The sequence below is a fragment of the Kribbella sp. NPDC056951 genome (assembly GCF_042674205.1).
Lineage (GTDB): Bacteria > Actinomycetota > Actinomycetes > Propionibacteriales > Kribbellaceae > Kribbella > Kribbella yunnanensis.
In genome coordinates, this window is sequence record NZ_JBHUQZ010000005.1 from 108,755 (window position 1) to 121,631 (window position 12,877).

Below are 12,877 nucleotides of genomic sequence, written 5' to 3' on the forward strand. Positions count from 1 at the left end.
TGACGGTACGGGAGGTTGCGGGTGACGGAGACTGGTAGTCGGCGGGGAGGAGATGTTGTGGATGCCGATGTGATTGTGGTGGGAGCCGGGGCGGCGGGGTTGGCGGCGGCACGGCGATTGGGTACGGCAGGACTCGAGGTGCTGGTGCTGGAGGCACGGTGGCGGATCGGTGGGCGGGTGCACACCGATCGGGGGTTCACGCGGTTTCCGGTGGAACGTGGCGCGGAGTTGTTGCAGGGTGCGGAGAGCCCGCTTGGTCAACTGGCCAAGGAGATTGGGGCTCGGCAAACACCGGCGATGACGATGCGGCGCGGGCGCGTGCTCGACGGTGGACGGATGCGCGGGCTGCTGCCGTGGACGTTGCCGGCGGTGCCGAAGTTGGCTGCGGTAATGCTCGCCGTACGGCGGGCGCCGGGGAAGCCGGATGAGTCGTTCGCCGAACTGCTGGCTCGTCGGAACGTTGATGGGCGGGCGCTGCGGATGGCCGACGCGATCGCGCACGATGTCTGTTCGACGCCATCCGACCTCAGCGTGCACGAAATGGCGGCCGTGATGGGCGGTGCCGAGGAGTCCGGTGGGCAGCAAAGACTGCGCGATGGGCTCGACCAGGTGATCGACTACCTGGCCCAGGACTGTGTTATCGAACTGAACAACCCGGTCAAGGTCATCCGCCACTCGGCCGACGGGGTGACCGTCGAAGCGGATCGCGCCTACACCGCGCGGGCTGTCGTCGTGACGATCCCACTCGGGGTGCTGAAGGCCGGCGGTACCGAGTTCGCGCCCGAGCTACCGGCGGCCAAGCAGCACGCGATCGAGGAGTTGCGGATGTACTCCGCGACGAAGGTGATCCTGCATTTCGACCGAGTGTGGTGGCCGGACTCGATGTCCTACCTGCTCGCGGATCCCGACATACCGGTGTTGTGGCCGCCGCGACCCACCGAGCCTGTCCTCACAGCCTTCGTCACCGGCCCGCGCTCCGACGCCTTGCGCCCGCCGCCGGGGCCGGTCGCGCGGGTGCTCGACGTACTGCGGCCGCATCTGAACGGCGCTGAGCTTGTCGACTCACAGGTGGTCGACTGGGGTGTCGATCCCTGGTCGCGCGGCGGTTACTCGTCCGCGGCCCCGGGTGGCACCCAGCTGCGCGACGTACTGGCTGCGCCTCTCGGGCCGGTCTATTTCGCTGGTGAGGCGACCGACAGGACCTCGCCTGGCACGGTGAGCGGGGCGCTGCGATCCGGTACCCGGGCGGCCGAGGAAGTACTGCGATCGGTCAGCCCCTAGACTCCGCGCAATGAACGGACTGCAGCGGCTGATCGGCAAGCTCGGCACCACCAGAGCCTTCGCGGGCATCGGCCGCGCGCTGGTCCGCGTCGACGAGCGATTGCTCCGCAGTACGAACGGCCGCATCGGGATCGGTTCGGGGATCGGCCTGCGCACGCTGTTGCTCACCACAACCGGCCGCCGCAGCGGCCAGCTCCGCCAGGTCCCACTCCTGTACGTCGAACGCGACGGAGCCTTCGTCGTCATCGGCTCCAACTGGGGTGGCGAGAACCACCCCGCCTGGTCGGCCAACCTGATCGCCCAACCCGAAGCCAGCGCCACCGTCCGCGGCCGCACCATCCCCGTCCACGCCCGCCTCCTCACCGGCGACGAACGCCAGCAGATGTGGGACGCTGTCGCCGCCTACTGGCCGGCCTACAACACCTACGCCACCCGGGCCCCCAACCGCGAGATCCGAGTCTTCCGCCTGGATCGGGTCAGCTGAGCTGGATCGTGGTCGCGGCAGTCGTGCCGTCGCGGTACCGCACCTGCACCGGGACCAGGTCCGGGCCCACGAACTCGAAACCGGGCACCCAGAACGCGAAGAAGCCGTTCTTGACGGTCGCCTTCACGACGCCATGCTTCGGGCTGGTGTAGGTCAGCCCGACGATGTCGGAACCGGCCCAGCCGATCGCTGAGGTCACGTAGCCGGCCTGCTTGCCGCCGACCGCACCCAACTGCAGGACCGCGAGCTCTCGCGGACCGACCGGCGGATGGTTCGGTCCTGCGGAGCCGCCGTAGCCACTGCGTTTGTCGTAGTCGACGACGTTCGTCATGCAGTAGCCCTGGAACTTGGGCGGGCCCTTGAGAACCACGATCGCCCACTTGCCCCGCCGTTCGGCCATGGCAACCTGGGCGCTGTTGCTGGGCCCCGTGCTCTCCAGCGAGTACCGGCAGTCGGCGACGGCTCCGGCGTACTCCTTCGGCGACAGCCCGGACGGTGCTGCGGTCCAACCGGCGTACGCATCACCGTTCGGCAGCAGGCCACTCCGAGGGACCAGGACGACGGCTGCTCCGATCGCGATGGCGGCGGTGGCGACCGCGGCCCGAACCAGCGGGCGACGGAGCCGATGCGGAGGGACGTCGTACGACGGGTCGGTGGCCACGATGCGCTCCAGCGACGCCTGAGCGCGGGGGCTGTGGGGGTCCGGATCACCTGAGGCGGGATCCAGGGTCTTCAGGGCGGCGAACTCGTCGAGGGGCTTCATGTCGGTTGCCTTTCGGTGACACGTGCTGGCGTGGTGGGACGGTGATCGAGTTGACCGCGCAGGGCATTGCGCGCCCGGGACAGCCGCAGCCGGTACGCGACGCTCGTGATGCCGAGCACCGCGGCCGCCTCGCGGCTCGGGAGGTCATCGATCACCGCCAGAGCAAGTGCCTCCTGATGGACGGCGGACAGCCGGGCCCACGCACGCGTGAGATCGACCTGCCGTGCCACGAGTTCGGTGTCGTCCGGCAACGAGGTCTCGACGATCTCCGCCAGTCGGACTGCGACCGCTCGTTGGCGGCGGGCGCCTCGGTGGCTGTTCAGGATCGTGTTGCGGACGATCCCGAACAGCCAGGCCCGCGCGTCCGGCAGCTGGGCCGGCGCGTCGTCCAGCCGCCGCCAAGCGGCGAGGAACGCCTCCGCCACGGTGTCCTCGGCCTGGACCTCGGGCACCCGCCGCTGCGCGAACCGCACGAGATCGGCGTACGTCGCCTCGTACAAGGCCACGAACCGTTCCGCGCGCTCATCCGGTTGCTTGCTCATGCCCCTACTTGTCCACCACACCCCAAGGTGTATCTCACCAAAGGGTGAGCGAATCCGGATCGACGGATCCGTCGTCGGCGTCGTGGCGCAGCGTGATGGTGTTGACCCCGGCAGCCAGATCGACCGTGACGTAGGCAGACGACCAGGTGGTGTTCCAATCACCGGTCGGCAGGAACTCGACCTTCCGCGGTGCGGCGCCGTTCACAAGCAGCGTCAGCGTGTTCGTGGTGTCGGTGCCGTTGCTGTAGCGGATCTCGACGACCTGCGGTCCCGGCCGAGCGGCGGTCACGTCCACGGTCACCGAACTACCACTCGCCTGGTCGAGCCAACCGACGTACCCGCCGCCGGTGTAGCCGCTGCCGACGGTGTCGACTCGGCCGGTCCCGGTGAGCCGGCCGTTCTCGGCCTCGACGCGCGGCGGCAACGCCGTACCGGCTGCGCGCAGGAGTAACTCCTTGCGGGTCTTCGCCATCAGATCCGTGTCGTCGGTGAAGTTGTCGTAGCCGCGCATCAACGCGTCCGCGAGCCGCTTGGCCGCCGCCGGATCGCGCTGCTTGAGGATCGAGAGCAGTTCGTACTCCTCGTTTCCGTCCCGTGTCGCCAGCGAGCGCACACTCGTCCGCACGGTCCCGTTCGGTACGTCGGGATAGACGATGTACCCGTCGCCCGGATACGGCTCGACTTCGCCGTACTGGCCGGAGGTCCACGCGTTGTAACCCCAGTGGAAGAAGCCGGTCGCGCCGTACTTGAAGTTGCCCCAGGCAAGTTGTCTGGCCGTGTACGCCGGGTACGTCGACCATCGGTTCAGCCAGCCGTCCCGGGCATCCGGCTGCAGGCAGACGTACGTCCACACCTCGTCACCAGCGGCCTGCCGGTCGCGGTAGAACTGCTCGTTCTCCTGCAGTTTGTCGATCAGCGGGATCCACACCGACAGGTTGCCGACGAGTTCGGGGAACAGGCCGATCACCGCGTCCTGCGTCTTCGCGTCCGCGCCGAAGTACTGCCGGTACTTGCCGACGGCCCAGTTGTAGTTGGCGAGCTTGTCCTCCTTCGGTTCGTCGGAGATCGTCTGGTACCAGATATCCGTCCAGCCCTTCGCATCGAGATGAGCTTTGAGAGCAGGCAGGTACTGGTCGAGCCAGCGGTTCGCCTTCGGGCTGTCCACCGGGGCGAGCGCGACCTTGTTCACACCGTCCTCGTTGTCGATGATCCACACCTGGTCGGTGTGCAGCGCGTTCAGTAACGGGTTCCCGCGCAGCCGCGCGACCGAACCGTGCCGGATGAACAACTCGACGAACTGATCGAACTTCGACCAGTCGAAGTGGTACGTGTCCCCCACCAACGTGGTCGGCCCATCCAGCAGCGGATCGATCGAGATGTGCACCTGGTTCTGCCGGGTCGCCTTCTGCTCCTTGGCGAAGTCCTCGATCAGCTTCCACCACTGCGCCGAATACCGCGGGAACTTGTACCGCTTGACGATCTCGTCGGCGACCACGCCGCCGTCGGTATCGGCGTACTCGTTGAAGAAGACGTTCCAGGTGCTGTAGATGTATTTGCTGTCCACCGCATTGGGCACGTCGATCGGATAGACCGTCAGCCGCATCGGTACGGCGATCGCCCCGGTGCTCGTCGCGATGTCCACCGAGCCGGTGTAGGTACCGACGGCCTGTCCAGCCGGCACGTTCACGGTCACCCAGATGCCTTGGGTCGTGTTCGCCGGCACCGCCTTCGACCGCTCGTTCCCCAGCGGATCCGGGAACAGTTGCCCTTTCTCCGGCGCGTGGTGGTTCTGGAACTTGTACTCCAGATTCCCCGCCGGGATGGTCCCCGCCGACCCGGTCAGCGCGCTGAGGGTGACGCCGGTGATCGTGAACGACGCGGTGTGCCGCAAGAGGATCTGATACGACTCGGCCTCGTTGCGCGCTGCGTCCCAATTGATCGACGTACTGGCGCCGGCCGGGCGTTGATCGGTCTGGAACACGCGCTTCCAGGAGTCGGCCGTCCACACCCTCGCAACCGCGGCGACCGCGGGAGTCGCGGTCATCAGCAGGGCGAGTACGACGAGCGGGACGAGGAGCCGGTGAAGTCTCATGAGCAGATGTCCTTGCCGTGAGCTGCAGCGTGGGTGAAAATCACTCTCAGGCAATCACTCCGGCTTGACAAGGATTATCACCAGCATGCAGACCTCGGGGGTTCTGGACCGGGTGTTGACGTTCCGTGCGCAGATGCCGGCCACGATGGCCCGCGTCGCCGCCGTACTGGAGGCTGACCCGGCCGCGCCACTCGAACTGTCCATCACCGGCCTGGCCGAGCGCGCCGGAACCTCCGCCGCGACCGTCACCCGGCTCTGCCGCCTCCTCGGCTTCTCCGGCTATCCGGCGCTGCGGGTGGCGGCCGCCCAGGACGTCGGCCGCGGCGATCGCGACCGCGCGTGGCTCACTGACTTCGGCGATTCGTTCGCGCCCGGCGACTCACCATCGACCGTCCTCTCGACCCTGCTGAACGCCCAACTCGTCGCCATCCGGACCACCGCGCAGCAGTACGACCTGCCCGCGCTCACCAGCCTCGCCACCCGCATCCGCCACTGCCAAAAACTCGATGTGTACGCCGTCGCCGGCAGCGGCCTGGTTGGCCGCGAACTCGCCGCCCGGCTGGCCCGGTTGGGTGTCAACGCGCACGCGCACATCGACCGGCACAGCGGTCTCCCGAGTGCCGCGCTCCTCGACGAAAACTGTGTGGCACTGGGGATTTCGAACCACGGCGACACCGAGGACACACTCGGAATGTTGTCCGAGGCAACGAGACGACGGGCTTGGACGGTCGCGATCACCAGTTCGCCGGAGACCGCGATGGCGGTGATCGCCGATCAGCACATCACCGCGGCTTCGCCGCACTCCGACGTACAGCCTGATGAGGTTGCTGCGCGGCACGCTCAGCTGCTGACTGCCGACCTGCTCTACCTACTGGTTGCCCAGGTCGATCCGGCGCTCACCGCGCGCACTCTGGCGGCCACCGCCGAGGCCTTCACCCACCGGGTGTGACCTGGAATTCGTGGACCCCCTCTATTCTTCAACGATTCGCTTAGGTTAGCCTCGCCTAACCGCGAATGAGGAGGATCCACCCTGTGGAAGGCTTCGAACTGATCGGGGTCGGTTTCGGCCCATCCAACCTGGCTTTGGCGATCGCTGCCGGTGAACTCGGCGCGGCGACCCCGCGGCAGCTGTTCCTGGAGCGGCAGCCGCGATTCGGCTGGCACCGCGGGATGCTGATCGAGGACGCGACCATGCAGGTCTCGTTCCTCAAGGATCTGGTCACCCTGCGCAACCCGGCCAGCCAGTTCAGCTTCCTGAACTTCCTGCACTCCAGCGGACGGCTGATCGACTTCATCAACAACAAGACGCTGTTCCCGCTGCGCGTCGAGTTCCACGACTACCTCGAGTGGGCCGCGGCCCAGGTCGACGACGTCGTGCGCTACGACCGCACCGTGGAGGCCGTGCGCCCGATCACGAACGACGGCGTGGTGGACGAGTTCGAGGTCACCTCGGCGTCGGCCGACGGCGGCGCCCGCGAGACGTACCGGACCCGCAACCTCATCCTCGGGACCGGCCTGTCGCCGCGGCTGCCTGACGGTGTGACGGCGTCGGACCGGGTCTGGCACAACCGTGAACTGCTCGACCGCGTTGAGCGGCTCGGTGACGACGCAGCGCCGCGCCGCGTGGTCGTCGTCGGTGCGGGTCAGAGTGCGGCCGAGGTCACCGGGTTCCTGCACGAGCGGTTCCCGTCGGCCGAGGTGTGCTCGGTGTTCTCGCGGTTCGGGTACAGCCCGGCCGACGACAGCCCGTTCGCGAACCGGGTGTTCGACCCGGATGCGGTCGACGAGTTCTACTCGGCGCCGGAGGACGTCAAGCAGCAGCTCCTCGGGTACCACGCGAACACGAACTACTCGGTCGTCGACACCGAGGTCATCCAGGACCTGTATCGCCGCAGCTATCGCGAGCGCATCGTGGGCAAGGAGCGGCTGCGGTTCTTCAACGTCTCCCGGGTGATCGACCTGCACGACACCTCGAGCGGTGTCTCGCTCACGGTCGAGTCGCTGAGCACAGGCCAGAAGACGCCACTCGATGCGGACCTGGTCGTGTTCTGCACCGGATACACGCCGGGCGATCCGACCGATCTGCTCGGTGACCTGGGCAGCGAGTGCCGCCGGGACCAGGCCGGGCGGGTCCGGATCGGCCGCGACTACCGCGTCGTCACGACTCCCGTCGTACGGGCGGGCATCTATCTCCAGGGTGGTGGCACCGAGCACAGCCACGGGTTGGCGTCGTCGCTGCTCTCGAACATCTCCGTCCGGGCCGGCGAGATTCTCGACTCGATCCGGCAGCAGCCGGTCGCGCCGCTCCGGCCAGCTGTCGCACAACCCGTCGGTGTCTGAAGGAGTTGAGATGAGCAACCCGTTCGACGATGCCGAGGGCAGCTTCCTGGTTCTCGTGAACGACGAGAACCAGCACAGCCTGTGGCCGGAGTTCGCCGCCGTCCCCGATGGCTGGCGGAACGTCTTCGGCCCGACCGGCCGCCAGGCCTGCCTCGATTACATCGAGACCAACTGGACCGATCTTCGCCCGGCGTCGCTGATTGCGCAGGACGACTCGGCCGCCTGAAGGGTCAGCCTTTCCGGGCAACAACCAACCAAATCGTCCCGAGGACCGTCAGCCAAGCGAAGCGGGAGTGCCCGCTGGACTGACTCGGGGGTTGGCGCATGCGATTCACACGATCGGTGGTGGCCTTGGCCGGGGCGGCCTTGCTCACCACAGCCGCTGGGGTGACGGCGACCGCTGAGGTCGGTGCCGGGTGGCAGACCGGCGCACAGCCCGGTGACAGTCAGCGCGTCCTGACGTTGCTGACCGGTGACCGGGTTGCCGTGACCGTGCGGCCGGGAATGCCGGAGCAGGTGCGATTCCTGCCGACGGCGGGCAGTGGTTCGGCGGGGGCCACTGTTTCCCGGGCGAACGGGCACACGTTCGTCGTACCGTTCGCAGCGCGCACACCGATCGCTTCCGGGCGAGTGGACCGCCAACTCTTCGACATCACCACCCTGCTCGCCCAACTCGGCGACGACCAGGCGTCGGACCGCATCCCGGTCATCGTCGAGTACGACGGCCCGCCGCGCGAGGCCGCTGCCAAGGCGCAACGCGCGCTGCCGGGTACCGCGGACGGCACCGCGCTCACGTCGATCGGAGCACGCGCCGAGTCGGTCCGCCGTACGACGGCCAAGGACTTCTGGCAGTCGCTGGCAGGCAGTGGCTTGCAGAAGCGTTCGGCCCAGGCGGTCCGCAAGGTCTCGCTGGATCGGAAGGTCGCACCGGCACTCGACTGGAGCGTGCCCCAGATCGGCGCACCCACCGCGTGGAAGCGCGGCCTGACCGGCAAGGGCATCAAGGTCGCCGTACTCGACACCGGGATCGACGCCACGCACCCGGACCTGAAGGGCAAGGTGCAGGCGGCCAAGGACTTCTCCGGTTCCGGCAACATCGTCGACCACCACGGGCACGGCACCCACGTTGCGGGCACCATCGGCGGCACCGGCGCCGCATCGAAGGGCAAGTACCGCGGGGTCGCACCGGACGTCACGCTGCTCAACGGCAAGGTGATCGGCGACGACGGCATGTCGTCGGAGTCGAAGGTCATCGCCGGGATGGAGTGGGCAGTTGCCCAGGGCGCCAAAGTCGTCAACCTCAGCCTGCACGCTGACGGGACCGACGGCACCTCTGCGCTCGCGCGTTCACTCGATGCCCTGAGCAAGAAATCGGGGACCCTGTTCGTCGCCGCGGCCGGCAACGGCTGTGGCCGGCGCGGACTCATCCAGGCACCCGGCGCCGCCGAGCAGGCATTGACTGTCGCCAACCTCGAGCGCGACGGCAGCCTGAATGAAAGCTCCTGCCTCGGGCCGAACCCGGACCACACCGGCAAGCCCGACATCGCCGCTCCGGGCACCGACATCGTCGCGGCACTGGCCGCCGGTTCCGAAGGCGAGCCAGTCGACAAGTACTACACCCCCATGACCGGTACGTCGATGGCCACGCCCCACGTGGTCGGCACCGCCGCACTGCTCGCGCAGCAGCACGGTGACTGGAAGGGCGATCGGATCAAGGCGCGGTTGATCTCGACCGCCGATCCCCTGCTCAAGCAGCCGCTCGACGATTCCGGCACCGGTCGGGTCGATGCCGATCAGGCCACTGACAACGGCGTCACGGTCGACACCGCCGAGCTGGAGATGGGCACCTACCTTTGGCCGCACCGGGCGCCGAAGCCGTTCAGCCAGGTGCTCACCTACCAGAACAACGGCACGACCGCCGTGACGCTTAACCTGACCGCGCCGCTGGACGCGGGCGACAACGGGGCGGCGGCGAAGCTCAGCACCACGAAGCTCGTCGTACCGGCCAAGGGCAAGGCGTCCGTCACGGTCTCGGCCGATCCCGGTCTGGGCAAGGTCGGCCGGCACACCGGGCGCGTCGTCGCGACTCCGACGCAGGGTGATCCGCTCTACACGTCGTACGGGTGGTTCCTCGAGCCGGAGATGTACGACGTCACCGTGAAGGGCGTCCTCGGCGACGGGACGCCGGCCGACTCGCTGCTGTTCGTCACCCGGCCCGACGGCGGACCCGTCGAGACCTGGGACGGCAACGGCGGACCGGACATGATCAACGGGGTCGCGAAGATGCGGATCGAGCCCGGCGTCTACTCGATCGTCGGCACGTTCCTGCAGCCCGCGACGGCCAAGACCGCCGACAAGTTGGTGATCGCCGCCCAGCCGGAGGTCAGGATTCGCAAGGCGACCACGATCACGTTGGATGCGCGCAAGGCGGTTCCGGTCGGGGTTTCGCTCGCCGGAAAGCATCAGCTCGCGCCGGCCGCGAGCTCGATGGCCTATTACCGCTTGAACCGGTTCGGGAAGCTCAGCGGTTTCGAAGAGGTCGAGGTGGACGACACCCCGATCGAGCTGCGTGCAGTTCCCACATCTGGTGTCACGGTCGGAAAGATGGAGTTCAGCGCGGCGACCAGGCTCGAGACGCCGCCGTACCGGATGAAGCTCGGGACTCAGGAACTGCGGGTCGCGGAATTGACCGATGGGCCGCGCATCGCTGGAACCAAGCAGCTGACCGCGGTCGATGCGGGGACCGGTACGGCGGCCGACCTGAAGCGTGCCGTGGGCAAGCTGGCGGTGGTCGCGCTGGACGGGTTGCAGGGGCAGGTCGATGTCGCCCGCGCAGCGCAGCAGGCCAAGGTCGCCGGTGTGCTGTTCTACGACCCGAATGTCGCGGGGTTCGGCGTCGACGAACTCTTCCTCGGCGACCGGACGCTACGGATCCCGGTCCTGCAAACCTCGCGTGAAGTCGCCAAGACGTTGACCGGCAAGGTCGTGCGCATCGACGGGACGAACGGATCGCCGGAGGTGTTCGACCTGCTGAAGGCTTGGCCGGGACGGGTGCCGCTGCGGCCGGTGCACCAGTACCGGAAGGCGCAGCTGGCGCGGATCGCGGAGTCGTATGCCGCGCACAGCAAGGTCACGCAGCTGTGGGAGTCGAAGGTCGGATACACGCCGCTTGGCGAGGCGCACGGTCTGCGGCCGCTCCCCCTCGCGATCGGTCCGTTCCAGCGGACCGCTTACGTGACGCCGGGCGCATGGGAGCAGCGCGTCGACATCGGTTCGGCGGATTCCGGCAGCCGGGGGCGGGCGGCGGCATACCGTTATCGGACGGGCGAACGCCGTACGGTCGCTTGGGGTGGACCGGTGGCGACCTCGGGGTTGCCGTCGGCAACCACGACCTGGCCATCCGATATCGGGGTGCAGCGGACCGGCAAGAATCTGGTCATCGGGCTTGCGCCGTTCGTCGCGGGTGGGGCGCAGTACGAGGAGCCGGACGGTTTGTCCACCGGCACCTACGCGCTGTCACTGAAGCGGGACGGGAAGGTCCTGGTCGAGGCGGAGGAGCTGCTGATCAACGGGCCAGTGCCTGATGCCCCCGGCAACTATCAGCTCGCACTGGACGTGCAGCGGAGCGAGCCGTGGTGGAAGTACTCCACGCAGATCCGCAGCACCTGGGACTTCCGCTCCCGGGCTGGTGCGGCTGAGACGATGCTGCTGATCCTCGCCGACCTCGGCTTGCCGCAGGCAACCAACCTGAACCAGGTCCGCGTCGGTACGGCGACGCCGCTCACCGTGTCGTTGCGTCACCAGACCGGTGCGCCGACCGCGTCGTTCAAGAGTGTGAAGCTGCTGATGTCGTACGACGGCCGCAGCTGGACGCCGGTGCCGTTGGCCAAGAAGTCGGACACGCTGTACACGGCCAGCGTCAACCACCCGGCCGCCCGGGCAGGCGGCACGGTCGATCTGAAGCTGGACGTCACCGACGCGGCAGGTGGGCGCCTTCAGCAACAAGTCACCAAGGCGTATGGTCTAACTAAGTAGGAGCCAGGGCCTAGGCCTGCGGGTACGGCGAGTCCTGCAGGCCTAGGTTCTTCCACACGAAGCGCGGGACCCGGGCCAGGAAGTCCCGGAGGAAATAGGAGCACCGGGCAATCGTCTGGTGGTCGTGCCGGCCGGCCTCGAACCAGGCCCAGTTGCCGACCACCTGGAACGACGCCGGTTTGACCGCCATCAGGAACTCCATCTGGCGCGGGTGAATGACGTCGTACGCGAACTTCTGGTCCCGCGCGTGGATCGCGAACTGCTCGTTGAAGGCCTCGCTCTCGAAGCTGATCCCGGAGCCGAACCCGCGTCGGCTGACCTGCAGCCAGGGCATCCCCACCGGCAGCTCGAAGCCGAGGATCGGCTCGCTGTGGTTCTCGGTCACCGTGCGCGTGGTCGTCCGGCCCTCGGAGTCGGTGGAGCTCTCGGTGCGGGTGGTCTTCCAGTGGTGGGTGAAGGCGACGAACGGCGGCCCGTCGCCGTCCCGGCCGCGGATCACCTCGCTCGTGCTGTGATCGTGTCCGCTCTGCGTCACCGGCGTGCTGTGCAGCAGGCTGTCGTCCTGGCCGATCCAGTACCAGTCCGGGTGCTGGTAGAAGCTCAGCCGCGGCTCCTTCGGCGGCTGGATCCAGCGGTCCAGCGGCAGCGCGTCGATGGCTGCCGCGAGCAAGGCCACCTGGTCCAGCCACGGCGCCAGCAGCTCGGGATCCTTGCGCGGCGGATCGAGGATGACGAGCTGGTCGCCATCGATACTGAGGTTCACGCCCGGCTGCCCACTCGCCAGCGTGAGCAAGGCAGTACACAGCTGACCGCTGAGCACCTCGGTAGCGAACGCCGGGTCCTGCACGCCAACCGCCCAGCCCGCACCCAGCTGCGGCGGCACCGGCACCATTGTCGCGGCTACGCCGGACCGCGGCGCGGTCTGCCCACCCGTGATCCACAGCTCAGGCAGTCGGCGTGACAACGTCACCATGCCGACCCAGCCCTTCCAGTACTCGCTCCCGTACTCGATCACCTGAAACGGCCGCCCGGCGGTGGTCAGCCCGGTGATCTGGTCGTCCGGGTTCCGCGTGAACCCCATCCCGAACGGCGGATTGGACAGCCGCGCCACCGAGTCGAACACCGGGCTGCCCACGAACGTCCAGCCGCGATCCCGCAATGACTTGACATACCGCTGCCGCCGAACGAACAGCCCCACGCCGACCGCCGTACCGGCCAGCAGCAGCACAATCAGGATCAGGCTGAAGATCTGGTTCCCGGTCATGGAGTCGAGCCAATCACATCGGCGGGTCCCGGAGCGGTCAGCTGCTGCTAGAGTCGGCGGCTCAACTGCATATCGC

General features: G+C 67.9%; 10 protein-coding genes. 6 read left to right on the forward strand and 4 right to left on the reverse strand.

Annotation, left to right across the window (positions count from 1 at the left end):
• Positions 1 to 57 precede the first annotated feature (57 nt).
• Together ACFTSF_RS21370 and ACFTSF_RS21375 are read left to right on the forward strand one after the other, a co-directional pair.
• Positions 58 to 1,281, forward strand: coding sequence for a flavin monoamine oxidase family protein (locus ACFTSF_RS21370; RefSeq protein WP_380155408.1), 1,224 nt, complete (start codon positions 58 to 60; stop codon positions 1,279 to 1,281).
• A gap of 10 nt (positions 1,282 to 1,291) precedes the next feature.
• A complete protein-coding gene (locus ACFTSF_RS21375; RefSeq protein ID WP_344145697.1) occupies positions 1,292 to 1,765 on the forward strand; it encodes a nitroreductase family deazaflavin-dependent oxidoreductase in 474 nt (157 codons plus the stop codon).
• Here the strand turns inward: ACFTSF_RS21375 and ACFTSF_RS21380 are convergent.
• Genes ACFTSF_RS21380 through ACFTSF_RS21390 form a run of 3 tightly spaced genes read right to left on the reverse strand, consistent with a single transcriptional unit; the run spans position 1,758 to position 5,162 of the window.
• Positions 1,758 to 2,528, reverse strand: a complete 771-nt coding sequence (locus ACFTSF_RS21380; RefSeq protein WP_380155410.1) for a hypothetical protein — start codon at positions 2,526 to 2,528, stop codon at positions 1,758 to 1,760. The genes ACFTSF_RS21375 and ACFTSF_RS21380 overlap by 8 nt on opposite strands.
• Entirely contained in the window at positions 2,525 to 3,070 is a 546-nt protein-coding gene (locus ACFTSF_RS21385; protein WP_380155411.1) for an RNA polymerase sigma factor, read from the reverse strand. Before ACFTSF_RS21385 ends, ACFTSF_RS21380 begins: the two co-directional genes overlap by 4 nt.
• Before the next feature lie 34 nt (positions 3,071 to 3,104).
• Positions 3,105 to 5,162 (reverse strand): glycoside hydrolase domain-containing protein, encoded by a 2,058-nt coding sequence (locus ACFTSF_RS21390; RefSeq protein ID WP_380155412.1) that lies wholly within the window; start codon positions 5,160 to 5,162, stop codon positions 3,105 to 3,107.
• 85 nt (positions 5,163 to 5,247) lie between these two features.
• On the opposite strand from ACFTSF_RS21390, the gene ACFTSF_RS21395 reads away from it, so the two are divergent.
• The 4 genes from ACFTSF_RS21395 to ACFTSF_RS21410 all read left to right on the forward strand — a co-directional run bounded on the left by ACFTSF_RS21395 (position 5,248) and on the right by ACFTSF_RS21410 (position 11,537).
• Positions 5,248 to 6,111, forward strand: coding sequence for a MurR/RpiR family transcriptional regulator (locus tag ACFTSF_RS21395; RefSeq protein WP_380155414.1), 864 nt, complete (start codon positions 5,248 to 5,250; stop codon positions 6,109 to 6,111).
• Positions 6,112 to 6,194: 83 nt separating this feature from the next.
• Entirely contained in the window at positions 6,195 to 7,502 is a 1,308-nt protein-coding gene (locus ACFTSF_RS21400) for a lysine N(6)-hydroxylase/L-ornithine N(5)-oxygenase family protein (RefSeq protein ID WP_380155416.1), read from the forward strand.
• Positions 7,503 to 7,512: 10 nt separating this feature from the next.
• Positions 7,513 to 7,728 carry an MbtH family protein gene (locus ACFTSF_RS21405; RefSeq protein WP_344145715.1) on the forward strand — a complete coding sequence of 72 codons (216 nt, stop codon included), beginning with the start codon at positions 7,513 to 7,515 and terminating at the stop codon, positions 7,726 to 7,728.
• A 98-nt stretch (positions 7,729 to 7,826) separates the two neighbouring features.
• On the forward strand, positions 7,827 to 11,537 hold the full coding sequence (locus ACFTSF_RS21410; protein WP_380155417.1) for a S8 family serine peptidase: 3,711 nt from the start codon (positions 7,827 to 7,829) through the stop codon (positions 11,535 to 11,537).
• Positions 11,538 to 11,547: 10 nt separating this feature from the next.
• Here the strand turns inward: ACFTSF_RS21410 and ACFTSF_RS21415 are convergent, their stop codons facing one another.
• Entirely contained in the window at positions 11,548 to 12,801 is a 1,254-nt protein-coding gene (locus ACFTSF_RS21415) for a hypothetical protein (protein ID WP_380155418.1), read from the reverse strand.
• Positions 12,802 to 12,877 lie beyond the last annotated feature (76 nt).